The following is a 24866-nucleotide window of genomic DNA, read 5'->3' as shown; positions in this document are numbered from 1 at the left end:
CACCTTTGATACTGGTATAATATCTTTCTTCGTTTTTTTTCAATTTTTATATAGAGGGTGCATTAATGGCCGAGACTGATAGTCGTCCGACCAACTTTATTCGTCAAATAATCGATAAAGATCTACAAGAAGGTTTACACACTAAGGTTCAAACCCGTTTCCCGCCAGAGCCAAATGGTTATTTACATATCGGCCACGCTAAATCTATTTGCTTGAATTTTGGTATTGCCCAAGATTATCAAGGGGCCTGTAATTTAAGATTTGATGATACTAACCCTGAAAAAGAAGATATTGATTACGTGAATTCCATTCAAGAGGACGTCTCTTGGTTAGGTTTTCAGTGGAGTGGTGACGTTAGGTACTCTTCTAATTATTTTGATCAGCTTTATGGGTTTGCCGTTGAGCTGATTAATAAAGGTTTAGCTTATGTTGACTTTTCTAGCCAAGAGAAAATGCGTGAGCTTCGAGGTACTTTAAAAGAAGCGGGCACTAATAGTCCATACCGTGATACATCGGTTGAAGAAAACTTAGCGTTATTTGAAAAGATGCGTAACGGTGAATATAAAGAAGGTGAATGTTTACTCAGAGCAAAGATTGATATGAGTTCTCCCTTTATGTGCCTAAGAGACCCAGCTTTATATCGTGTTAGGTTTGCACATCATCACCAAACCGCTGATAAGTGGTGTATTTATCCTATGTATGATTTTACCCATTGTATATCTGATGCAATAGAAGGTATTACTCATTCTTTATGTACCCTTGAGTTTCAAGATAACCGCCGTTTATACGACTGGGTACTTGAGAATATCACTATAGACGTTACGCCACATCAGTATGAATTCTCTCGCTTAAACCTTGAATACACAGTCTTAAGTAAACGTAAGCTGATTGATTTGGTAGAGGGTAATCACGTTGCCGGTTGGGACGACCCACGTATGCCAACTATTGCTGGCTTGCGCCGCCGCGGTTATACACCAGCGTCTGTTCGAGAGTTTTGTAAACGTATAGGCGTAACTAAAATGGATAACATAGTTGAAATGTCTATGTTAGAAGCTTGCCTTCGTGAAGAGCTCAACGCTGACGCCCCAAGAGCTATGGCTGTATTGGAGCCTCTTAAACTAGTCATTGAAAACTATGAAGAGCAAGATGAGGTTTTGTCTGCGCCCAATCATCCCTCTGATGAGTCTATGGGTAAGCGAAGTATTCCATTTAGCAAAGAAATTTTTATCGAGGCAGAAGACTTTAAAGAAGAAGCCAATAAAAAGTTCAAACGCTTAGTGCTAGGTAAAGAAGTACGTTTGAGAAATGCTTATGTTATTAAAGCCGAGCGAATCGAAAAAGACGAGCAGGGGAATATCGTTACTGTTTATTGCAGTTATGACAAAGATACCTTAGGCAAAGACCCTGCAGATGGTCGTAAAGTAAAAGGCGTTATTCACTGGGTATCAGCAACACATGGAATACCAGCAGAAATACGTTTGTATGAGCGTTTGTTTAATGTACCTAACCCCGCGGCTGAAGAAGACTTTTTATCTACTATTAACCAAGAGTCATTAGTGATTAAGCAAGGAGTGGTTGAACCAAGCTTGGTAGAGGCCGAATTAAGTGCCCCTATGCAGTTTGAGCGAACAGGTTACTTCTGCAAAGACAAAGACAGCACAGCTGAAAAAGTCGTCTTCAACAGAACCGTTGGTTTGAGAGATACTTGGGCGAAAATATCAAGTTAGTAAAACTCACTGTTTAATAAATAAAAAAACCGGATCTACTGTCCGGTTTTTTTATGTTTTTTTAATGATATATTCACTCAGGCTACTTGGGCTATTTAGGTTGTGCGTGAAAGGTTTCTCCGTTTTCTTGGCTTTCTGAGTTGTCCATCAAATATAGATATAAGGGCATGATTTCGGCTGGCGTTTTAAGAGTCTCGGGATTTTCAGCTGGGTAAGCTTTAGAGCGCATCACGGTGCGTGTTGCCCCAGGATTTAAACTATTAAAACGAATGCTGCTGTTGTCATACTCATCTGCAAGTACTTGCATCATGCCTTGGGTCGCAAATTTAGAAATAGCATAAGGTCCCCAATAAGCTCTACCAGCTATGCCAACGCTAGAAGTGGTAAATATCACAGAGGCACTTGGTGCTTTTTTAAGAATAGGTATTAAAGCCTGTGTCATTAAAAACTGGCTGGTTAGGTTTACTTGAAACACATTTTGCCAATCATTCTCGCTAATTTGAGTAAAGGGGCCTAAATGCCCAAGTAGGCTAGCGTTGTGTAATAAACCATCTAAATAACCAAATTGATCACTGATGGTATTTGCCATATCACGATAATGCTGGGCCGTAGCGCCTTTTAAATCTAAAGGTACTATTGCAGGCTCTGGCCCACCTAGGGCAATGATTTCATCATACACAGCTTCAAGTTTAGCAACGGTTTTGCCAAGTAAAATAACGGTAGCACCATATTTTCCGTATTGGAGTGCCGCTTCTTTACCAATGCCGTCTCCTGCACCGGTTACTAGTATGGTTTTGTCTTTTAAATAATTGTCTGTCGCTTGGTAGTTATGCATAGTGATTGATTAAGTCTAATAATATCAAAATGTTAACATTTAATGACTGATGTTCGATAGTTGTATGCTTTAAAAAACACAGATTATTGTTTTCAAAAACTTGCCACTTGCTTTATCTAGATATCGCTGTGGCTTTTATTTTAGGTATTTATCCCCATAATAAGGAGAACGAAAGAAATAGGAGTATACCGGTTGGAATTTTTATACGAATACGGATTGTTTATCGCAAAAGCCGTAACGATAGTGATAGCAATTTTGCTTGCTTTAGGTGGCATAGTTGGGATTGTCAGTAAACAAAAACAAGGGAAAGGTCATTTAGAAATTGACTCATTGTCGGATAAACTTGACGCCATTACAGATCTTGCTCGTGGTGAGTTACTGACAAAAGAAGAATTAAAGCAATATCAAAAAGAGCAAAAGAAAAAGCAAAAAACTGAAAAGAAAGACAAGAAAAAGTCTGATGACAGCGAAGCTGATAAAGGCAGACTGTTTGTGATTGATTTTTCTGGCTCTATGGATGCCCACGAAGTGGAATACCTCAGAGAAGAAGTTACCGCTATTTTATGTGTCGCTAAGCCAGAAGATGAAGTATTAGTTCGGTTAGAAAGCGGCGGTGGCGTTGTTCATGGATATGGATTAGCTGCTTCACAATTGCAAAGAATTAAAGATAGCAATATCAAACTAATTATCTCAGTTGATAAAGTGGCAGCAAGCGGCGGCTATATGATGACTTGTGTGGCTGATCATGTGCTAGCAGCTAAGTTTGCCATAATTGGTTCTATTGGTGTGATTGCACAGCTTCCTAACTTCAATAAATTACTAAAGAAAAGCAATATTGAGTTTGAACAACATACAGCAGGGGCCTTTAAACGTACCCTAACTATGTTTGGTGAAAACAATGACGAAGGCCGAGAAAAGTTCAAAGAAGAGTTAGAAGATGTACATCACATGTTCAAAGACTTTGTACAAGAGCAGCGTCCTGAGTTAGATATTGCCAAGGTTGCAACGGGTGAATACTGGTATGGCATCAGAGCTTTAGAGTTAGGCCTAATAGACGAAATCAATACCTCTGATGATTATATTTTGACTGCCAATAAAGACAAGAGCATATTTACGGTTAAATACAGCATGAAGAAAGGATTACCAGAGCGTTTAGGTTTAGCTGCAAGTTTGAGCTTTGAATCGCTTCTGATGAGATTGTGGAGTAAAGGAACGAATAGCTTTCGCTAAGGTTTTCTGACCTGTTTTAGATATTAGAAAGCCAGCTTCAGCTGGCTTTTTTGTATCTGTCCCAAATACTCAGTTACAGATTACTACTTATTCTATTTAGTATTAGACGGCAAGACTGAAATACTTAGTAATAATATTACAGGGGAGTCATTCAGCAGTTGTGATTAGACAGAACAAAAAACAGTGGGGGTAATAGTTGCTAGTAGGATACTTATGTAGTCTTTTTATTTTCCGCAGCTGACCTAGGTATGTAGAGATTATGAGAGCCATTATTATCGAAGGCTTGGGGATATAAAGTGGCCGACAATAAAAAGCCCTGAACATCAGGGCTTTTGAAGTATTAATTTAGGCAGATTTTACTGTCCTAGGTTTTCTCTTTGGTTTTAGCTTCTCAATACTTTGAATTAACTCCGTTGGGTCAAAGTCATCAACATTGATAGTGCGCAAGCGGCCTTTCTCGGTTTCCCTTAAGAGTTCAGCTTGCTCTTCTGAAATAACACCTAACGCTAAGCCTTTTTCAGCTACAAGGTTTAATTCTGTAAAAGGTAAATATTGGCCTGCTGCTTTACACACTGTATTGTAAATAGGTTCTGCTGCTAATACATTTTCTAGAGTTTGTTCAAGATCTCCTAGTAAGCAACCTGGCTCACGAGATAAGAACTGGCCTTTACCTAAACGGTCACGTGCTTCACAAGGCGTCTGTAAAATACCTGCTATCTTGTGCTCAAGTTTATCTGATGGGCGCTTATAGATTTTACCAAATGGCATGATGATTAGTTTTAAGGTTTTACCTAAAATCTTAGATGGGAAGTTATTCAGCAACTCTTCAAGTGCTACTTCAAGCTTATATAGACTGTCTTGCATCGCCCAGTGAACTAATGGTAAATCAGCAGCTTGGCGGCCTTCATCATCAAAACGTTTAAGTACACATGAAGCTAGGTAAAGATAACTTAATACATCACCTAATCGAGCTGATAACCTTTCACGACGTTTTAACTCGCCACCCAACACAGCCATAGATACATCTGATAAGAAGGCTAAATTGGTACTATATCTCTGCATAGTGCGGTAGTACCTTGCGGTTTCATCTTTAAATGGAGCATTGGCTAAATGTGCGCCTGATAATGAAAACCAGATACTGCGAAAAAAGTTACTGAAGGCAAAGCCAATATGACCAAATACTGCGCGGTCAAATTGTTCTAATGCTTCATCGTCGTCTTGATTATTCGCTGCTAGAAGCTCGTCCAATACATAAGGATGACAACGCATAGCACCTTGGCCATATATCATCATATTACGGGTAAGGATATTCGCACCTTCAACCGTTATAGCGATAGGTGCCCCTTGATAGGCACGGCCCAAATAATTATTTGGACCAAGCATCACACCTTTACCGCCATGGATATCCATAGACTCAGCGACGGTTTGGCGCATTTTTTCGGTTAAGTGATATTTACATATAGCACCAATAACCGAAGGCTTTTCACCTATATCTACGCCCTTGGTTGAGAACGAGGTCACAGCTTCCATAAGATATGCATTACCACCAATACTGCCTAACTTCTCTTCGATACCTTCCATTTTACCTACAGGCAATTTGAACTGGCGTCGAATTCTAGCGTAAGCACCTGTGGCTAAAGCAATGCTTTTTGCTCCCCCTGCTGAAGACGAGGGTAGGGTAATTACACGACCAACCGACAAACATTCAACTAGCATGCGCCAGCCTTGACCGGCCATTTCAGCACCACCTATTATGTAATCTAACGGTACAAAAATATCTTTGCCGCGTATTGGGCCATTATGGAATGGAACGTTCAGCGGAAAATGGCGATTACCAATTTCCATACCTGCCGTATCTCTAGGAAGTAAAGCACAGGTAATACCTAAATCTTTTGTATCGCCAAGTAAACCGTCTGGATCAAACATTTTGAATGCCAAACCTACAACCGTTGCCACTGGGGCAAGAGTAATATAGCGCTTGTTAAATGTAAGGCTAAGCCCTATTACTTCTTCGCCTTGCCATTGTCCTTTACAGACGATGCCGGTATCGGGGAGAGAGCCGGCATCAGAACCCGCTTCTGGTCCAGTTAAGGCAAAACAAGGGATTTCTTCACCAGTAGCCAGCTTAGGCAAATAATGATCTTGTTGGGCTTTGGTACCATAGTGCTGCAATAACTCGCCCGGTCCTAATGAGTTAGGCACACCTACTGTGGTGGATAATACGGCGCTGATGCTAGATAACTTCTGTAATACCCTAGATTGTGCGTAGGCTGAAAATGCTAAACCGCCATACTCTTTTTTGATGATCATAGCGAAAAACTTATGATCCCGTAAAAATTGCCAAATTTCTGGTGATAAGTCAGCTTTCTTATGGGTAACTTCCCAGTCATCACACATTTTGCAAACTTCTTCTACTGGGCCATCAAGGAAAGCTTGCTCGTCAGCTGTGAGGCGAGCTTGGGGGATATTGTGTAGGGTCTGCCAGTTGGGGTTACCACTAAATAGCTCACCATCCCACCACACCGTACCTGCGTCGATAGCATCTTTTTCTGTGCTAGACATTTCGGGCATGATTTTGCGGAAACTGTTTAATATAGGAGTAGTGAGATATTGCTTACGAATAGACTCAATATTCAACGGAATAGCTGCAATTAAAAACAACAACCAACTAAATTCACCAATAATGCCAAGAATGCTACCTACTACAAATAGACAGAATACCGCCACTGTACCATTGAAGAGTTTCATTCGAAAATAACTAGCAACGGCTAGCGAAGCTAAAACGTATATAAACCAAATAAATAATTGCATTTAGTATTTCCTTTTTTAGAGGTCTGACCACAATAGGTACGTTATATTTTTGTTACATTAAAATCAAGTATTAGCGCAAGCGATAAGTAAATAAAGGGAGGGGGATGTAAATATTTTGTTATGGGCTTGCGGTGTGTAAATTTAACTGTTTAAAATCTAGATAAATTAGATTGGTCTATGAGGCTGGTGAGATAGCATCTGATTTGAAGCTTTTTAAGCGAATATCCCCTTGCTCTTTATCGTCTTTAAATTGCTGTAACTTAACAAGTTGGTAATTTAGTTGTGGAGAAAACCAAGCTATGGTTTCACGAGTAGAGTTTTCCCTCTTAAATAAGACTTTCACACCTTCTATCATGCCAAAAGGTAGGTCTAATTGCTCAGTACCAACTACGACTAGGTTATAGTGGCGTAATTGTCCGCGACTATTAATAATATCATAGGAAAATTCGGTTTCGCCTGCGGCCAATTTTAATTGGACATCAAGACGATACAATTGGTTATCTAACTCGCCCTGCCAATTGATGGGCTCACCCTGATTAATGATAATATTTGTATCTTTCGAATCGAAATCTATTTTGGTACTTTTATTTCTTCCGGTACCACTACGACTGTAGGCGTATGAAATAGGGTGTAAGTCCCCATCTTTTTTTACTGAAAATAGGCTGGTTTCAGAGCGAATATCAGATAAAAAGAAAGCTGATACTTTTGAATAATAATTGAGCCGGTAATTTTCATCTTCTGCAGCCAGACTTAACTTTGCAATGCCTAGGCTTCTACCAAATCTATTAACTGTATATTCAGCTTCAAACTCCGCTAGCTTGCTCTTTTCGGCGAAGGTGACAGGGCTAACTAATGTAGAGCCTAAAACAATAACCGACCATAAGATTAATTTAACCAACTGCATATCCCATTTCATCCAATAATTGACCATCTAACTCTGCATGGTTACCGATCATTTTTAACCTATCAGCACAAAACCAAGAAATCACTAAAGGGTACATTTGTCGCTCTTGCTGCTGCACTCTATCAGCTAATTCTTCGGCGTTTTGTGATGCGAAGATTGGTACTTTGGATTGTAAGACAACAGGACCGCCGTCAAGTTCTGCTGTTACAAAATGAACCGACGCGCCATGTTCATCATCTCCAGCGTCAATAGCCCGCTGATGAGTGTCTAGCCCTTTATATTTAGGCAATAAAGACGGATGAATGTTTAACATTCTACCTTGGTAATGTTCAACAAAATTTGCAGTTAGAATACGCATAAACCCCGCTAAGACAATTAAGTCAGGAGAGTATTGGTCAATACGCTCCATCATTTCTTGGTCATATTCTTCACGGCTGGCAAACTCTTTATGATCAATAAAGACTGCGGGAATATCGGCATTCTTAGCTCGAGTTAAACCGTATGCATTTTGTTTATTGGCAAACACTGCGACGACTTTGGCATGTATTTTGTGCTGCGCAATGTTGTCGATAATAGCTTGTAAGTTAGAGCCATTACCGGACACTAAAACGACTATCGACTTTTCAGGTATTGAGTTTTGCACCTAGTTAATCTCTACCTGTTGGTCGTTATCACCTTTTTCAATGTGGCCAATTTTCCAAACGTTCTCACCTAAATCAGTCAGAATTTTAATCGCCTCGGCTGCTTTTTCTTCTGGTAGCGCTATGATAAGTCCAACGCCACAATTAAAGGTTCGGTACATCTCATGGGTGGTGACATTACCTTTATCCTGAAGCCAGTTAAAAATCGCAGGCCATTGCCAACTGTTTCCATCAATAACCGCTTTTGTACCTTCAGGAAGTACTCTTGGTATGTTTTCCCAAAAACCGCCACCTGTTATGTGTGAAATTGCGCTCACTTTCACTTGTTCTAATAGCGTTAAAACATTTTTCACATAAATACGGGTAGGTTCAAGCAAGTGATCGGCTAAAGGTTTACCTTCAAGTAATTCGGTTGTGTCACTATTTGATACTTCAATAATTTTACGAACGAGTGAGTAGCCGTTTGAGTGAGGACCTGATGATCCCAAAGCAAGTAGGGCATCACCTTCGGCAACTTGGCTACCATCTATCACGTCATCAGCTTCAACCACACCGACACAGAAACCTGCTACATCATAGTCTTCGCCGTGATACATACCAGGCATTTCAGCCGTTTCTCCGCCAATTAAGGCGCAGCCAGATAATTCGCAGCCTTTACCAATGCCCGTTACCACTTCCGTAGCGGTATCGACATTAAGTTTACCAGTTGCATAATAATCTAGAAAAAATAATGGTTCAGCACCCTGAACAATGAGGTCATTCACACACATAGCAACTAGATCTATACCAATGCCAGAATGCTGTTCTAAGTCCATGGCGAGTCTAAGTTTTGTACCTACACCGTCAGTACCAGAAACTAAAAGTGGTTTTTTATATTTTTCAGGTAGCGAACATAGTGCTCCAAATCCACCCAATCCCCCTTTAACTTCGGGTCTGTGAGTTTTTTTTGTGACCGATTTTATTCTTTCAACAAGCTGGTTTCCTGCGTCAATATCTACTCCAGCGTCTTTGTAACTTAATGATGAATTCTTCTCGCTCACGGGTGTTCCTCGGTTGGCCCTAAAAAAGAGCGCAGATTTTAACAGCTTGCTTAATTAATACCAATCACAGATCACTCTTTTATATAGAACAGATAATTTACTAAACAATAGGTGAATTTTGTTGCTAAATAAAAGACAATACTTTCTGATTAGTACATATTTGCTTTGAGGAGTGTTGGCCCAGATGCCAATAAAGATTAAATCTGCGTTTTTGGTTGTAGTGTTCTGGTGTTTCAATGCTTGGCAACCGCTACATGCAGCTGTTATTGAAGATTTGTTTGATGCCACGATAGCGGTTTCTGATCAATCAAATACAGTGCAAAGTGCTGCATTTACGTTGGCGATTAAACAAGTTTTAGTAAAAGTTCGTGGCAACAGTGATATTTTGACTGATGCGCAAATTAGAAATGCTATATCTAAGCCTACTAGGTTTATTCGTTCTTATAGTTACGAAAACCGGGAGTCTCAGCTGTATCTTCTTATTAATTTTGAACCCCAACGTATCGAAACGCTTATTCGTAATGCAGGCTTTCCTATATGGGATAAAAGACGCCCAGATACTCTAGTGTGGCTGGTAACAGAGTCTGATAATGGTGCAAAAGAAATCATTAATGCAGAGAACTTTCCTGAGCTATTCAATGGATTGCATCAACAGGGGCGATTAAGAGGGGTTAGGTTTACTGAGCCTTTATGGGACTTAGATGACCGACAAGCCCTAAATGTTTATGATGTGTGGGGAGGCTTCACTCTAAATTTAACTCGAGCAAGTGAAAGGTACGGTGTTAAGTCTGTGTTGTCTGCCAGAATCTATAAAGCGAAAGATTTGGATAATGAAAACCAACTACACAGCCTTTGGCTTGCTGATTGGACAATGCTTGGGGATGGTAAATTATTGTCAGGACAGGTTTCTGCAGCGGATCACGACTCTATAGCAGTTAAATTAGTTGATGTATTAGCGGATAATTTAGCCCTACAATATGCAGTAGACTTAGCTTCAATCAACCCTAATGAAAATAAAATAGAGTTAAAATTTAATAACCTTAAATCGTTGACTGACTATGCAGAGGCTTTAGAGTTTTTGGAAAGCTTAAGTGTAGTGAGCCGTGGTACTTTAGTTAGCCAGGTTGGGGAGCAAGCTACTTTCGAGCTAGCCTTGTTAGGAACTGAGGAAGATTTGAAAATCGTATTACGACTAGATAAACATGTTCAAGCTGTTACGGATGAGTTTGGGCAACCAATTCTTGAGTTGGAGTTCTTTTGGGTCAAGTAACTAGTCAGTTGTTGTTACCTGTAGGGTTAAAAGATACTGAATCTTTTGAGAGTTTTATCCCAGGGAAAAATCAACAAGTCTGCCATCATTTATTAAATCTATTGGAAGAGCATACCAATAAGAATATTGAGCATTGGTTGACGTATTTGTTTGCTGACACTGGGGTGGGGAAAAGTCACTTGTTGTATGCTTCATGCCTGCAAGCAGAACATGTAAATGTTACTTGTGTTTATTTTAGTTTTAAAGAAAAGCAACAGATGTCTCCTGATGTTTTGCAGAGTCTTGAGCATTATCAGTTAATTTGTTTAGATGATATAGAATATTTAGATGGCGAACAGGATTGGCAAGAGGCAATATTCAATTTAATAAATCGCGTCAAAGAAAAAGGTGATAGTTGCCTGGTGATTACCGGTAATCAAACCCCTCAAAAGTTAACGTTGCAACTTCCTGATTTAATTTCTCGACTTTCTTGGGGGACTAGCTTTCAAGTACATTCTTTGACTGATGAGCAACGCCAAGAAGCCTTAATAGTAAAGGCAAGCCATAGGGGGCTTAATATGTCTCGGGATGTTGCTAGGTATTTAGTGACCCATTGGCAAAGAGATATGCCGGCACTGATACAATCTTTAGATATTTTGGATGAAAAATCTCTGCAACAACAACGAAAACTTACTATCCCTTTTGTAAAAGATACTCTCTCACTATAGTAAAACTGCAAGGTTACCAAGAGCCTGAATTCTGCATATTTTCCCATTGATTATGTTCAGGCAGGTCAGCCCCTTTTTGTAATCACTCAATTAGGATTCTAATTATGAGGTAATTTAATTTCAGGCTCTCCCTATGAAGTCGCTAGGTAATACAGAGAAAAACGGCCTCTTTTATTTTTCAATTTTTTATAAGGGTTGAGCCAAGTAACTCTAGGTAAAAATGTACGATTTAACTATATTTCTGACTCGTATCATGGCGTGTCAGTATTTCATGTGTCATTTATTTTATTAGTAAAATAATAAGCTGAAGTTTATTGGGGCTTTTGGCCTTCAAAGGCTTGTTTCTCTTCCGCTAATTCCTCTTTTAACTTGCGTATGCCCAAGCCTAACTCTCGGCCTCTTAAACGGGCGTAAACACTACATCCTGTGAATAATAAACAACATAAAAGAATTTCAATAAAAGCATATAACCTCTCTCCTTCAACGGCGTAAATGGCCGTTAGGCCATGAAGTAAATAGTACATTACAATAAAGTTGGTCCAGGCATGGGTATAAGGTTTTGCCTTTATTATGCCTATTGCCGGTAACAATATAGGCACGATCCAAAACAATATAGTGAAAGTTGTCGAGGTTGTTTTATCTGGTGTTAGGTAAAAATGCCATACGGGAAGCCAAATCACCAAAGGAAAATAGCTGAAAAGGGTGAGTTTTCTAAAAAAGGCGGTATTAAAAGTCATGTTATTTCTCTAATTTACTGGCAAATTTTGCAAGTCTTTTGCCTTGTTGGATGCACAGAGTTTGCTCATCTTCACTCAATTTATTACCAAGCTTCCCTTGGGACAAGTGAGTAACACCATAGGGGCTTCCACCTGTTTGAGTCGTATGTAGCTGTGGACTCGAGTAGGGTAAACCACACAAAAACATACCATGGTGTAAAAGCGGAATCATCATTGTAATTAAGGTGGTTTCTTGGCCTCCATGCATACTAGATGTTGAGGTAAATACACAGGCTGGTTTGTTTTCCATGGTTCCGGCTAACCACTGTGCACTAGTTTCATCTAAAAAGTATTTAAGGGGGGCCGCCATATTTCCAAATCGGGTGGGGCTACCTAGCGCTAAAGCACAACATTCTTGCAAATCATCTTGGGTCACATAAGGATCCCCTGAAGCGGGTATTTCAGCTTGTTGGTTGTCTATATTAGTACTGACTTCAGGTACGGTGCGCAGTCTAGCTTCAAGTCCTTGCAGCTCAATGCCTTGAGCTATCTTTTTAGCCATAGCAAGGGTAGACCCATGACGACTATAATACAAAATCAAAACTGGACGACTCATAAAATATCCAGTACAGATTCAGGAGGGCGTCCAATTGCAGCTTTACCATTGGCGAGCACTATAGGCCTTTCTATGAGCTTGGGGGTATTTATCATAGCTTGAATTAAAGCGGTTTCGTTTTCTTCTTTTGCCAACTTTTGTTCTTTATAGGCGTCTTCACCTTTTCGCATAAGTTGCCTAGCACTAGAAAATCCTAATAATTCGATGATATTTGCAATCTGCATCTTATCTATTGGTGTTTTTAGATATTCTATGACTTCGGGTGTATAACCTTTGTCTTGCAGTAATTGCAATGTTTGACGGCTTTTAGAACACCTAGGGTTATGTAAAATTATTAGTTCTGACATAAATTTAATTTTCAGCTTAGGTTAAAAGACGTATTCTACCGTTAATTTTGCTGTTTTTGTTAAGGAATATCTAACCTTGAAGAAGCTTTTAATTGTAGTTTTATCTTTGCTAGCTTTAGTGCTGGGCTTTGGTTTGAATCAATACCTTGCAAGCGATTTTGAGGTACTAAGCGGGAAGGCACATAAATGGCGCAGTTCTGAAGGAAAATGGACTGTCGTAAACTACTTTGCTGAGTGGTGCACACCATGTTTACGGGAGCTTCCTGAGTTAAATGACTTTCATCATCAGTATGGAAATTCTATAAGACTGTTTGCCGTGAGTTACGATCCTCTAACGGCTGATGAATTGTCATCAGTACAACGAAAATATGAAATTAAATTTCCCATAATTCAAACCCTAAAAAATATTCCCTGGCAGCAAGTACCTAGTAGCTTACCTACTACTTTTATTTTAGATCCTAAAGGGACAGTGGTTACTCAATTAAAAGGTGAACAAAGTGCAGCAAAATTAAAACAAACAATAGATAAATTACAGCGTTTGTAATCTTTCTTGAGCCGTTCTGAATTGGTCTATTCTGGCTCTAATTCTTTGCTTTTCGATTTGCCTATCTCCTGCAAAGTTGTAAGCGGTATGCAACTCATCTATAGCCCTAGGGTAGGAGGCAACTAAAGAGTATAACTCTGCCTTAGCTTGATGCATTTCTAACTTTTGCTCACTGTTACGAAACGCTTCAGATAATAATTCATAGGCAAGCATGCTTTCTGGGTTAATCAATAGGTAATCTTTCAGCAAGGCAACTGCTTTTTCTGGTTGCTGGCTCTGAATCAGTACGTTGGCGAGATTCAATGTAACCACTTGATTGTATGGAGTTAATGCGCTTTGTATCGAGAGTTTTTCAATTGCCTCTGCGTAGTGTTTAGTCTCAATGGCAATATCAGAAAAGGTGTCTAGATAGAACAAGTTATTAGGGTCTCTATCTAGCAAGTCTTCAATTAAAGTTAAGGCCTTTTTAGGTTGTTCATTCGCTAAATAAGCTAAGGCAAGGCCATATTGTGGAGCCTGTTCAAATACATAATTTTGCTTGTCTAGTAATGCTGAAAAATAAGCAATGTTATTTTTAGGGTTGCCATAATACCGAGCTAAAATCCTTGATTTTGCTAAATGAAAATTTAAGCTTGGGGGCACGTTTCTAGGTCTATATGAAGCGGCTCGAGATCGAGCGTCAGCTATTCTTGACTCAGGTAAGGGGTGAGTTTGTAAAAAAGCTAAACGAGTCGATTTTAAGCGACTTTTTTCGGCTAAAATGCCAAAAAAACTACTGGCTCCATTTGGATCAAAACCCGCTTGTGCCAATATGTTAATGCCAACCCTATCAGCCTCTTTTTCATTTTGTCTGGTGTAGTTTATTGACGATTGGGCAGACGCTGCATTAGCGGTAGATAGTGCAGCAATCCCAGCTTCTGGATTAACTGCGGCTAGTAAAATTGAGCCTAACATCGAAGCTATTTGCAGCGGTGAAGACTTTTGCTTGGCCTCAATGCTACGAGCTATATGCCTTTGAGTAACATGACTTACTTCATGGGCTAACACTGAAGCAAGTTCTGATTCGTTTCTTGCGTTATAAATAAGGCCTGTATGGATACCGATATGGCCACCAAAAAATGCAAAAGCGTTGATATCTGGGCTGTTCAAGATAAAGAAAGTGTAAGGAAATTTCACATTTTCAGCTTGTGCAACTAATCGGTTCCCAATGTCTTGAATATATTCATCAAGTAGAGGATCACTAATTACTGGCCCTTGACCTCGCAACTGCCGCATCAGTGCATCACCTATTAGTACCTCTTTATCTAAAGTGATAGCACTAGATGCAACGACACCTATTTCGGGTAGCGCATTCTTTTTATTTGCAGCGTCCACTGAAGCGCTGCTTATTAACACAGTCAAAAGTGCTGACAATAAAGTGGTCAAAATTTGTTTTAGCATAAATTTATTCTAGGTTTTGCTCTTGTTTGTGAGCAATCACTGGGTAATTTTAAATGTTTTGGTTAGTGCCTATGAATCATTTTTGTATTATTAGTTCAATTATATCGGCTTTAACTGCCTAGTTCATTGAGTTGCGCCATTGATTCAGTATAAATCTCTTTTATAGATGGCCCCGTGTCATCCGTAACTAAAATATTCTGCTTCAATAAAGCGATGAGTTGCTCAATTAACATATGGGTATACTTTAATAGTTCCAAGTCTGCCTCATCACCTAATCGCAGCGTTACAGTAATAAACTCCTGTAAATTTGGTATCCGTAATAATGGACCGAGAACTGCTGGATTAAATTCTTTAAAAGGCGACAAAGGGTCGTAAGGTTTTACGAGCATTTGTGGTTCGTCATTAATGATGGGAAAACAATGCAAATCAAATGAATAAGCGTTTAAATGTTTGATTAAACTAACTTGAGGCTTTCCATTAACTAAGTTGGCTGACTGCCAGTTATCTTTTTTCAATAAATATTTAATATTGTTATCAAAGCCATCGGTAAAGGTGCCTTCTAATTCATAAAGCTTATTGGCCACCAAGCTATAATAATTAGGGATTTCCCCCATATTTATAGTTTTTTTTAACTGTGTTATGGTCTTTATACTGCCAAATCGACAGTTCCAATTTTGTAGCAAAAATTGCCTCCCTTTGAGCTATTTGATTATTTTATCAGGATGACTTTGTGCAATAATGTCATTCTCACACACATTAACCATAAATGAGAAGTGTCAAAGGTGTTAGCTATTGTTTTTTATGGAAAAATAAGGGATCTAAATGTTAAGCATTTTTGAACGTTGGTATAAACGCAAGTTTTCCGATCCAGATTCAGTCATGTTACTCATGCTACTAATAATAACATCTTTATTGTTAGCTGTGTGGGGAGGCATTTTAATGCCTGTAATTGTGGCTGCGGTGATAGCCTATTTACTAGATTGGCCAGTGACTCAATTAGAAAAACTGGGGTTATCTAGAAGTTATGTGACAGTTTTAGTTTTGTTTGGGTTTTTAAGTATATCAATATTAGCTTTCATAGGCATTGTGCCTGTAGTTACGCAACAAAGTATTAATCTAATAACAGAAATGCCTCAGATTTGGGAAGAGGGGCAAACTTGGTTATTAGAATTGCCAGAAACATATCCAGATTTTGTAGAAACCTCTCATATTCAAAATATGCTAGTAGGGGTGAATGAAAAAATAGTCTCTTTAGGTGAGCAGTTTCTCTCAGCATCATTTAGTTCTTTAGGGGGATTAGGTGCCTTGTTAATATATGTGATCCTAGTACCATTAATGGTGTTCTTTATGCTAAAAGATAAAGTCATCTTGTTAGGCAATGTCTCTTCTTTGTTGCCCGCAGAGCGTCGCTTGATAAAACAAGTTGGTACCGAAATGAACTCCCAAATTGCTAATTACATTCGAGGTAAGGTTATTGAAATTGTGATTGTTGGCACAGTTTCAGCGGTTACTTTTGCATTTATGGACTTGCGATATGCGTTGTTATTAGGGGTCTTGGTTGGGTTTTCGGTATTGATCCCTTATATCGGTGCTGCTGTAGTCACAATACCCGTTGCCATAGTGGCATTGTTTCAATGGGGGCTGACCCCAGACTTTTGGTACTTGATGATTGCATATAGTATTATTCAAGCATTAGACGGAAACGCATTGGTGCCTATTTTGTTTTCAGAAGCAGTAAGTTTGCACCCAGTATATATAATTATCGCAGTGTTGTTTTTTGGCGGTTTGTGGGGATTTTGGGGGGTGTTTTTTGCTATCCCATTGGCAACATTAGTTAAAGCAGTAAGTACTGCTTGGTCTAGTCCTAAAATACACAACAAAAATATGGAAGCCAACTAAGTTGGCCTCCAAAGAGTGCTATTAGCTATTTAAATAATCTAGAACCACTTGGTGATGGTCTTTAGTTTTAAACTTATCGAATACATGTTCAATATTGCCCTTTTCATCAATTAAGAAAGACGTTCTGACTACCCCCATATTCTCTCTTCCCATGAACTTTTTTAACTGCCATACATTATATGCTTCGCAGGTTGCATGATCTTCATCAGCTAATAGGGTGAAGTTTAACGCTTGCTTGGTTATAAAATTTGTAAGCTTTTTGGGAGTGTCTGGGCTGATGCCTAAAACCACAACGTTAAGAGAATCTAACTCAGATTTTGTATCTCGCAGGGCGCAAGCTTGCACAGTGCAGCCCGGAGTTGAAGCGCGAGGATAGAAGTATACCAATACTTTCTTGCCGCTAAAATCTGTCAGAGAGACGGTTTTATCATCTTTATCTGAAAGTGAAAACTGTGGTGCTGGATCGCCAACTTTAAGTGTTTGCATTATAGAAGCCCTTAAAAAATACTACTGTTTAAAATATAAAATTAATGATTTAAGGTAATTGTACCTTGTAAATTATGCTCTGATAACAAAGCTTGAAAAGACTGTTCAATCATATTTACGTCTAAATCATGTGGAATTGAAATAACCATTTTACATTTCATTTGTTTATTTGATGCGTTGGGTTCGTCTTCATCATTAATAAATTTTAACCTGAATGCACTTACTGAAATGTTATGCTGGTCGAAGAATTGTGTGGCTTGGTCAATTAATCCACGGGTTCTAAGACCTGTCACTACCACATCTGCAATATGTTCCAAATTTTGTTTAGAATGCTCTGTGGTTCGCTTCATAATGGATAACAAATTATACTTTTGACAGGTTTGTGGTAGTAAACATTCGGCTTGAGTAATCGCGCTTTGGCTTCCTTCTACAATCATAGTGAGAGAGAAATCTTTACCGTATACGGCTTGTCGACTATCTAAAATATTACATCCAATACTAAACACCGTATCGACTAAGTCGCTTAACACCCCAAGTTGGTTGGCGCCTAAGATGGTGATTATCAACTGTTGACTCATTTTTAAGCAAATTCCACTGTTTAAATTGGCTATAACATACATGATTTTAGGGAGGTTGATCCAGTTTCCCTTATAAAGTGTGTGTTTAGTTATTCAATGCTTGTTTTTAATGGGCTAGGTCTTTACCATTAGGCGCTAATTTTTTACGGAGAGACCATGTTTACTGGTAGTTTTGTGGCGCTGATCACGCCTATGTTTGATAATGGTGAAATTGATTACCCTTCATTAAAGCATCTTGTTGAGTTTCATATCGAAAATGGCTCCCATGGTATAGTAGCCGTTGGTACCACTGGCGAATCTGCAACTTTACCTTTTTCTGAGCACATTGAAGTTGTGCGCAAAACAGTGGAGTATGCCCAAGGTAAGATTCCTGTGATTGCAGGTAGTGGTGCAAATTCGACTGAGGAAGCGATCTTCTTAAGTACGCAAATGGCGGAAACAGGCATACAAGGTTTTCTAAGCGTGGTGCCTTATTATAATAAGCCGCAACAAAAGGGAATGGTTGCTCACTTTAAAGCAATTGCTGACTCTACTGATTTACCGGTTTTGTTGTATAACGTTCCTAGTCGAACTGTGGCTGACATGTTACCTGAAACTGTTGCTGAACTTGCATCACACCCTAAAATTGTGGGCCTAAAAGATGCGACTGGCGACATAGGTCGCTTGAAAGAAACTCAAGCTCTTGTCCCAGACGATTTCGTGTTGTTAAGTGGTGATGACTCAACGGGATGTGAGTTTCTTATAAATGGTGGTCATGGTGTGATTTCAGTGACCGCAAACATTGCACCAAAACAAATGGCAGAGATGTGTAATGCTGCCAAAGATAAAGATTTCGACTTAGCGAAAAAAATCGACAAACAGATTGAAGGTTTACACTCAGCCTTATTTGTTGAACCTAATCCAGTGCTTCCAAAGTGGGCTTTATACAAAATGGGTAAAACTAATTCAGCTTTTTTACGTTTACCTATGGTTGAGTCGGAACTTGAGAGCCAAAAACATATCGAAGATGTCATGCGCAGTTCTGGCGTACTTTCTTAAGGAGAATGCATGACCTATAAGTATCAAGTAACAGGTGTTGCTCTAGTAACTTTACTAGCGGCCTGTAGTTCAGTTGAAGAACGAGAGTTAGCTAGTGGAAGCTTTGAATATACCCAAGAAACACCGGGGCAACGTATTAATATCCCTGAAGGGGTTGATTCTCCAAAATTTAGTGAGAGTTATAAGTTACCAGAGTTAGGTGCTGCCGCACCGACAGATACTTTAGGAAAAGAGCTAAGTGTTTTGTCTCCATCGTTAGTGTTGCCTGTTGTTGCTGGTTCACATATTGAAGAAGGTTCAAGAGTTGCTAGAGTATGGTTTGATCAAATGGATGATGATGAACCATTAGAAGTCTCTATTTGGAATCAGCTTATTAGTTTTGTTGAAGAGCAGGGCTATGGTATACAAGAATTAGATAAAGAAAATTGGCGCCTTGTAACAGATTGGATTGTTTCTGATGCAAGTTTGGAGAATAGTTGGTACACAATTTACGGTTCAGAGCGCGTTGTAAGTAAACGTTTTGAATTTAAAATCGATAAAAAGCCTCATGGTAGAACGGCTTCGTTAAGTGCTAACTTAGTGGCTTATAAGGAAAAGTTAACCCCTGAAAGCCCCGAAATTTTGGTCCCCAAAGATCAAAGACGATTTGAAGTTAATGTTTTAAATGAAGTGGTAGCACATTATGAATTCAATACTCGAGTTCAATCTGTTAAACGTTTCCGTCAAATTCGCCAAGGGTTAGAAACAGAGCTAGGTTTTGATGCAGACGGTGAACCGGCATTTATAGTTGATGCAGATTATGACATTGCTTGGCCTCGATTGTTGTTAGTACTTAAGAAGCTTGGCTTTGATGTAAAAGATCTCGATAAATCAAGTGGTATGCTCTTCACTAGTTACAGTGATGGGGAAGGCTCTTGGTGGAGTAATATTTGGTCTAGTGAAAGTGGTGAGCTACCTCTTGACGAAGACGAATATAGAATTAAAGTGCTAGATATTGGAAATAAAACTTCCATTACGTTTATGGATGAAGAAAGCCAACCATTTCCGGTAAACAAACTGACAGACCTGTTTCAACCTTTCTCTGAAAACATGTCTGATAATAATTTAGATATTTAAAATATCGCCAACCTAATACTTAAGTTTTAGGTGTTGGGTTGGCAACTATCAACTAGTGCTCACTAGTTGCTTCTTTTGTGTTTGACCTTGTGGAGTTGACCTTAAATGTCGATTGCAGACTCGATTTTATCAGTAAACGATGACCTACCTATACGTACTCATTTACCCGTTCATAGCGGAAAAGTCCGCTCGGTTTATTGGTTAACCGAACAAGACAGCCGCCGGTTAATAGAAGAACATAACTATTCTGTTCCACATGATACACCACTGGCAATTATGGTTATTAGTGACCGTATTTCTGCGTTCGATTGTATTTGGCACGGTGAACAAGGAATGCAAGGTGTACCTGGCAAAGGAGCAGCCTTGAATGCTATCTCAAATCATTGGTTTAGGTTATTTAAAGAGCAAGGTTTAGCAGATAGTCATATATTAGATATTCCCCATCCTTTTGTGTGGATAGTACAAAAAGCTAAGCCTGTGATGATTGAAGCCATATGTCGGCAGTATATAACGGGCTCTATGTGGCGTGCTTATGAAAAGGGCGAAAGAGATTTTTGTGGTATTAAATTAGAAGAAGGTTTAACCCAAGATAGTAAGCTATCAAAGTTATTAATGACCCCTTCTACAAAAGGAGTATTAAAAGGGATTGATGGTGTACCGGAAGCCGATGATGTGAATATCACTCGTCAGAATATTCAAGATAATTATGCTGCTTTTAACTTTGTACAAGAACAAGACATTACATTATATGAGAAGCTGCTAACCGAAGGTTTTAATGTCATCAGTGATGCTCTAGAGAGTATCGGTCAGATATTTGTCGATACTAAATTTGAATTTGGATATGTAAAAGACTTAGAAGGTCACGACAAGCTGATTTATATGGATGAAGTAGGGACTCCCGACTCATCACGCATTTGGGATGCTGATAAGTACCAACAAGGAAAAGTAGAGGAGAACTCTAAAGAAGGCTTTAGGCAGTTACTACTGAATCACTTCCCAGATCCAGATATTTTGTTAAACAAAAATAGAATGCCTGAACGTGAAGCTTTAGCTCGCGATAACGCACTACCTGTAGAGGTACTTATGCAAGTATCAAAAACTTATATGAGTATCGCTGAGAAGATTACAGGTAAAGCAATTGTGATTAGTGACAATCCCAAAGCTGAGATCATCACTATTCTAAAAGATAAATATCAATTAGTTGATTAATAGAGCTTCTATTTTTTTAACATCCATTCATGTGCTGGATCGTTGTGGAACACCCACTCACGCTTTGGTCCAGCCATAACATTTAAATAGTAAAGATCGTAACCGTGGGAAGCTCCAACCGGATGGTAACCCTCAGGAACCATCACCACACTATTTTGTTCAACACATATTGTTTCGTCAATACTACGGTCATCGGTATAAACTCTTTGAAATGCAAAACCTTGTTGGGGATTAAACTTGTGGTAATACGTTTCTTCTAATGCAGTTTCGTTTGGAAGGGCATCCGTATCATGTTTATGAGGAGGGTAACTAGACCAATGTCCATTTGGGGTAATCACTTCAGTTATTAATAGCTTTTCGGCGTTAACATTGTCCATCATGATATTAGTGATGTGACGTGTATTTGTACCTTCTCCCCGAACCATAGATACGCAGTCATCGGGGGTGATTAGTCGAACTGGGTATTTACCTGTTGCTGGTGCTCTACATAAGGCTATTTCAGCATCGGTATTGGCTTTTATTGTAATCGTCTCTGACGGTGGCGCATAAACTGCAAAAGGAGCGATGTTATCAAACACCGAGGCCCGCTCACCTAAGTTAGGGTAGTGCTGTTGTTGAGTAGAAATATCGACTTTTCCGGATACAATAACCGCACATACTTCGGTTTGTTCGGTTAAAAACTGTTGCTGTTCGCCAGCACTTAGTGTGAGTACTTCAAAACCCACATATTCCCAATTTGCTGATTCTGGAGTGATATGTTGAATTCTATTTTGTTGATCCGGTTGTTGGGGGCGGCTATGTAAATATGACATAAATATTCCTACTAGCTTGTTGAATGGTGTATTAAGCCAAGCATGAGTGCTTGGATGATACTGATGCTGCCAGTTAAAGAGCGAAACGAGTGAATTTCAGCTTCTTTAATTTTTATACAAACATCAGATAACGCTATCAGTGGACTTAGTTGACTGTCTGTTAACGAAATAATCGACAATCCTCTTAATTTGGCTTCTTCTACAATCTCTTGGGTTTCTTGAGCATAAGGCGCAAAGCTGATGGCAAATAATGTTTCCCCTTCCGACATTAGGTTAGATTGAGAGCGAGACATCTGCCCCACATTGTCAATCAAATGGGATTTACGACCAATATTGTTAAGTAAATAACTAAAATAACATGCCGTAGGAAACGAGCGCCTTACCCCTTGGATATGAATAAGAGGGGCTTTGTTAAGTAAGGTTATTGCTTCATCTAAGGCGACGTCATCTACTTGGTTACACATATCTTCAAGGGCGTGAGTATTTGCTCGGGATATTTGTTTTAACCAACCCAGTCCGTTTTGTTCATCATGAGTAGGCTGATCGTTTAAAACGGACTCTATACGTACCTGATAATCTGGTGCAGCTATAATTAACTTATCTTTGAAGAGCTTTTGCATATCACTAAAACCATCAAATCCAAATGCTTGGGCAAACCTAATTAAGGCAGATGCGTGAACACCTGCATCAGCTGCGATACTTGAGGTTGTTCCAAATGCGACACCACTTGGGTTATCTAATATGTATCGGGCAACTTGTTGCAGACGTTTACTTAAATTAGCGCTTTGTTTTTGTATTCTTGCTTCAAGTTCAGATTGAGTCACTGCCATGAAAATATTCTTGTAATGAAATCTAATGTAAACAAGGATAGCGCATAAGGAATAAATATTCCATAGTTGAAAAAATAGAAAATATGTTCTATTTTATTTGGCATGTTCTACATTCAATTAAAATATGCGGGTAACACATGAAAGATACTAAGAGTTTAGACGTAATTTGTCTTGGACGTGCTTCAGTGGATTTGTATGGGCAACAAATAGGTGATCGACTTCAAGATATTTCGTCGTTTTCAAAAACGTTAGGTGGCTCTTCATGCAATATTTGCTTTGGTGCTGCAAGACTCGGCCTTAAGTCATCTATGTTGACTCGTGTTGGCGATGAACAGTTTGGTGAGTTTATTCGTGAAGAATTAAGCCGAGCAGGTGTCGATACCAGTCACGTAGTGACAGATAAAGAAAGGTTAACAGCACTTGCTATTTTGTCTATTAAATCCAAAGACGAATTCCCGTTACTATTTTATCGCGCAGATTGCGCTGATATGGCAATAGATGTTGATGATTTCGATGAAGCTTATATCGCGTCGTCAAAGTCATTGCTTATTACCGGGACTCATTTTTCGACACCTCATGTAGATAAGGTTGCTCGTCAGGCTATTCGTTATGCTAAAGCTAATAAAACTAAGGTGGTTTTGGATATAGATTACAGACCTGTTTTGTGGGGCTTAACTCGACCTGGAGATGGTGATAACCGTTTTGTCATTGCCGATAGCGTCACTCAGCATTTGCAATCCATTGTGCCTTTATGTGACTTAATTGTTGGTACAGAAGAAGAGGTACACATCGCTGGAGGTACAACTGATACGGTTGCTGCTCTGCGTACTATCCGCAAGTTGAGTGCTGCAACAATAGTGCTAAAACGCGGGGCAATGGGATGCTCTATTTTTGATGGGGATATTCCTGCGTCTATTGATGATGCATTTTTTGCTGAAGGTGTAAAAGTCGACATTTTGAATGTACTAGGAGCGGGTGATGCGTTTATGGCTGGCTTTTTAAGAGGGTGGTTAACAGGTAAAGATTATGAACAAACTTGTACCTTTGCTAATGCCTCCGGTGCTTTGGTGGTGTCTCGTCATGGATGTGCACCAGCAATCCCTACTCCTGAAGAGCTAGATTACTATATTGCTCATCAACATCAGATAAAGCGTCCAGATCTTGACCCTGAATTAAATTATTTACACAGAGTGACAACAAGTTTCCCTAATGATTGGGGAGAGTTATGTATTTTGGCATTCGATCATCGTATTCAATTGGTGGATATGGCCAACAAAGTTGGTGCCGATATTTCCCGTATTAAACCTCTTAAACAGTTAATATTAAGTGCATTACAGCAAGTTTTAGGTCAGCAGGAGCATGCTAATCAATTAGCCAATAATCAAGTTGGGGTGTTGATTGATGATACCTACGGACAAGATGCTTTAAACACAGTGACAGGACAAAATATATGGATAGGTCGTCCCGTTGAGTTACCGGCGTCTAGACCTCTTGAGTTAGAAGGCGGGCGGTCAATCGGTTCACGTTTAGTGACTTGGCCAAAAGAACATGTGGTGAAGTGTTTGGTCTTTATGCATCCAGATGATGAGGCAGAAATGTGGCAAGTCCAATCAAGACAGTTGCTAGAGCTCTATCAAGCTTGCTGTGTTAGTGGCCATGAACTGCTTTTGGAAGTGATCCCACCCAAAGATATGTCAAGCAACGACGATACTGTCGTTGCTTGTATGAAGATGATTTATGACTTAGATATTCGTCCTGATTGGTGGAAGCTGCCTTCTCCATCAAAAACTGCATGGGCTAAAATGAGCGATTTGATTGAGCAACGCTCTCCCCATTGCCGAGGGGTTATTCTGCTAGGTTTGGATGCGCCATTTGAAGAGTTAACCCAAGGGTTTGTCGATAGTGCTTCTTTTCCATTGTGTAAAGGGTTTGCTGTTGGGCGTTCTATATTTTCTGGGCCAAGTGAAGCGTGGTTATCAAATAAAATTTCAGATGACCAATTAAAACAACAAATTGGTCAGAATTATATGACCTTAGTTGATGCTTGGAATAAGCGTAAGGAGCATTAAT

24 protein-coding genes are annotated in these 24866 nt (G+C 39.3%); 10 read left to right on the top strand and 14 right to left on the bottom strand.

All coding sequences use genetic code 11. The annotated features are described in order from the left end of the window. The first annotated feature begins 65 nt into the window (after positions 1-65). Positions 66-1727 (top strand): glutamine--tRNA ligase, encoded by a 1662-nt coding sequence (gene glnS / locus ABJE44_RS02625; protein WP_348113426.1) that lies wholly within the window; start codon positions 66-68, stop codon positions 1725-1727. A 91-nt stretch (positions 1728-1818) separates the two neighbouring features. Here the strand turns inward: glnS and ABJE44_RS02620 are convergent, their stop codons facing one another. After that, the gene (locus tag ABJE44_RS02620; RefSeq protein ID WP_348113425.1) at positions 1819-2562 is read right to left on the bottom strand and encodes a YciK family oxidoreductase; all 744 of its coding nucleotides are present in this window, start codon (positions 2560-2562) and stop codon (positions 1819-1821) included. 192 nt (positions 2563-2754) lie between these two features. On the opposite strand from ABJE44_RS02620, the gene sohB reads away from it, so the two are divergent. After that, complete coding sequence (gene sohB / locus ABJE44_RS02615) at positions 2755-3792, top strand: protease SohB (protein ID WP_348113424.1); 1038 nt, start codon at positions 2755-2757, stop codon at positions 3790-3792. Positions 3793-4137: 345 nt separating this feature from the next. On the opposite strand, the gene fadE is transcribed toward sohB, so the two are convergent. The 4 genes from fadE to purM all read right to left on the bottom strand — a co-directional run bounded on the left by fadE (position 4138) and on the right by purM (position 9188). Beyond that, positions 4138-6603: an acyl-CoA dehydrogenase FadE gene (gene fadE, locus ABJE44_RS02610; RefSeq protein ID WP_348113423.1), complete on the bottom strand. Its 2466-nt coding sequence runs from the start codon at positions 6601-6603 to the stop codon at positions 4138-4140. A gap of 175 nt (positions 6604-6778) precedes the next feature. Then, positions 6779-7507, bottom strand: a complete 729-nt coding sequence (locus ABJE44_RS02605; protein WP_348113422.1) for a DUF3108 domain-containing protein — start codon at positions 7505-7507, stop codon at positions 6779-6781. Next, a complete protein-coding gene (gene purN, locus ABJE44_RS02600) occupies positions 7494-8150 on the bottom strand; it encodes a phosphoribosylglycinamide formyltransferase (RefSeq protein WP_348113421.1) in 657 nt (218 codons plus the stop codon). The genes ABJE44_RS02605 and purN overlap by 14 nt, the downstream gene beginning before the upstream one ends. Next, positions 8151-9188, bottom strand: coding sequence for a phosphoribosylformylglycinamidine cyclo-ligase (purM, locus tag ABJE44_RS02595; RefSeq protein WP_348113420.1), 1038 nt, complete (start codon positions 9186-9188; stop codon positions 8151-8153). Positions 9189-9372: 184 nt separating this feature from the next. Between purM and ABJE44_RS02590 the strand changes: the two genes are divergently transcribed. Beyond that, entirely contained in the window at positions 9373-10458 is a 1086-nt protein-coding gene (locus tag ABJE44_RS02590) for a DUF2066 domain-containing protein (protein WP_348113419.1), read from the top strand. Further along, positions 10446-11165 carry a DnaA regulatory inactivator Hda gene (gene hda, locus ABJE44_RS02585; RefSeq protein ID WP_348113418.1) on the top strand — a complete coding sequence of 240 codons (720 nt, stop codon included), beginning with the start codon at positions 10446-10448 and terminating at the stop codon, positions 11163-11165. Before ABJE44_RS02590 ends, hda begins: the two co-directional genes overlap by 13 nt. A 311-nt stretch (positions 11166-11476) precedes the next feature. On the opposite strand, the gene ABJE44_RS02580 is transcribed toward hda, so the two are convergent. Genes ABJE44_RS02580 through arsC form a run of 3 tightly spaced genes read right to left on the bottom strand, consistent with a single transcriptional unit; the run spans position 11477 to position 12844 of the window. Continuing rightward, complete coding sequence (locus tag ABJE44_RS02580; protein ID WP_348113417.1) at positions 11477-11902, bottom strand: DUF2069 domain-containing protein; 426 nt, start codon at positions 11900-11902, stop codon at positions 11477-11479. 1 nt (position 11903) lies between these two features. Beyond that, positions 11904-12497, bottom strand: coding sequence for an NAD(P)H:quinone oxidoreductase (wrbA, locus tag ABJE44_RS02575; RefSeq protein WP_348113416.1), 594 nt, complete (start codon positions 12495-12497; stop codon positions 11904-11906). Then, on the bottom strand, positions 12494-12844 hold the full coding sequence (gene arsC / locus ABJE44_RS02570) for an arsenate reductase (glutaredoxin) (protein ID WP_348113415.1): 351 nt from the start codon (positions 12842-12844) through the stop codon (positions 12494-12496). Before arsC ends, wrbA begins: the two co-directional genes overlap by 4 nt. Before the next feature lie 76 nt (positions 12845-12920). Between arsC and ABJE44_RS02565 the strand changes: the two genes are divergently transcribed. Further along, positions 12921-13388, top strand: a complete 468-nt coding sequence (locus ABJE44_RS02565) for a TlpA disulfide reductase family protein (RefSeq protein WP_348113414.1) — start codon at positions 12921-12923, stop codon at positions 13386-13388. On the opposite strand, the gene ABJE44_RS02560 is transcribed toward ABJE44_RS02565, so the two are convergent. Together ABJE44_RS02560 and ABJE44_RS02555 are read right to left on the bottom strand one after the other, a co-directional pair. After that, positions 13374-14828, bottom strand: coding sequence for a M48 family metalloprotease (locus ABJE44_RS02560; RefSeq protein ID WP_348113413.1), 1455 nt, complete (start codon positions 14826-14828; stop codon positions 13374-13376). The genes ABJE44_RS02565 and ABJE44_RS02560 overlap by 15 nt on opposite strands. 110 nt (positions 14829-14938) lie before the next feature. Further along, positions 14939-15511: a hypothetical protein gene (locus ABJE44_RS02555; RefSeq protein ID WP_348113411.1), complete on the bottom strand. Its 573-nt coding sequence runs from the start codon at positions 15509-15511 to the stop codon at positions 14939-14941. Between the two features lie 139 nt (positions 15512-15650). Here ABJE44_RS02555 and ABJE44_RS02550 point away from each other — a divergent pair, with 139 nt between their 5' ends. Further along, positions 15651-16727, top strand: a complete 1077-nt coding sequence (locus ABJE44_RS02550) for an AI-2E family transporter (protein ID WP_348113410.1) — start codon at positions 15651-15653, stop codon at positions 16725-16727. 21 nt (positions 16728-16748) lie between these two features. Here ABJE44_RS02550 and bcp read toward each other — a convergent pair whose 3' ends face one another. After that, entirely contained in the window at positions 16749-17213 is a 465-nt protein-coding gene (gene bcp, locus ABJE44_RS02545) for a thioredoxin-dependent thiol peroxidase (protein WP_348113408.1), read from the bottom strand. A 41-nt stretch (positions 17214-17254) separates the two neighbouring features. Further along, entirely contained in the window at positions 17255-17791 is a 537-nt protein-coding gene (locus ABJE44_RS02540; RefSeq protein ID WP_348113407.1) for an ACT domain-containing protein, read from the bottom strand. 156 nt (positions 17792-17947) lie between these two features. On the opposite strand from ABJE44_RS02540, the gene dapA reads away from it, so the two are divergent. From dapA to ABJE44_RS02525, 3 genes are all read left to right on the top strand, one after another. Then, a complete protein-coding gene (gene dapA / locus ABJE44_RS02535; RefSeq protein ID WP_348113406.1) occupies positions 17948-18829 on the top strand; it encodes a 4-hydroxy-tetrahydrodipicolinate synthase in 882 nt (293 codons plus the stop codon). 9 nt (positions 18830-18838) lie between these two features. After that, positions 18839-19945, top strand: coding sequence for an outer membrane protein assembly factor BamC (bamC, locus tag ABJE44_RS02530; protein WP_348113405.1), 1107 nt, complete (start codon positions 18839-18841; stop codon positions 19943-19945). Between the two features lie 105 nt (positions 19946-20050). Continuing rightward, entirely contained in the window at positions 20051-21154 is a 1104-nt protein-coding gene (locus tag ABJE44_RS02525) for a phosphoribosylaminoimidazolesuccinocarboxamide synthase (RefSeq protein ID WP_348113404.1), read from the top strand. A gap of 8 nt (positions 21155-21162) precedes the next feature. On the opposite strand, the gene iolB is transcribed toward ABJE44_RS02525, so the two are convergent. Both iolB and ABJE44_RS02515 read right to left on the bottom strand, forming a co-directional pair. Then, the gene (iolB, locus tag ABJE44_RS02520) at positions 21163-21966 is read right to left on the bottom strand and encodes a 5-deoxy-glucuronate isomerase (protein ID WP_348113403.1); all 804 of its coding nucleotides are present in this window, start codon (positions 21964-21966) and stop codon (positions 21163-21165) included. Positions 21967-21977: 11 nt separating this feature from the next. Further along, positions 21978-22796 (bottom strand): MurR/RpiR family transcriptional regulator, encoded by an 819-nt coding sequence (locus tag ABJE44_RS02515; RefSeq protein WP_348113402.1) that lies wholly within the window; start codon positions 22794-22796, stop codon positions 21978-21980. A 137-nt stretch (positions 22797-22933) separates the two neighbouring features. Here ABJE44_RS02515 and iolC point away from each other — a divergent pair, with 137 nt between their 5' ends. Next, positions 22934-24865, top strand: coding sequence for a 5-dehydro-2-deoxygluconokinase (gene iolC, locus ABJE44_RS02510; protein WP_348113401.1), 1932 nt, complete (start codon positions 22934-22936; stop codon positions 24863-24865). Position 24866 lies beyond the last annotated feature (1 nt).

Source organism: Paraglaciecola sp., from assembly GCF_039942875.1.
Lineage (GTDB): Bacteria > Pseudomonadota > Gammaproteobacteria > Enterobacterales > Alteromonadaceae > Paraglaciecola.
This window is presented reverse-complemented; position numbering and strand designations above follow the sequence as displayed.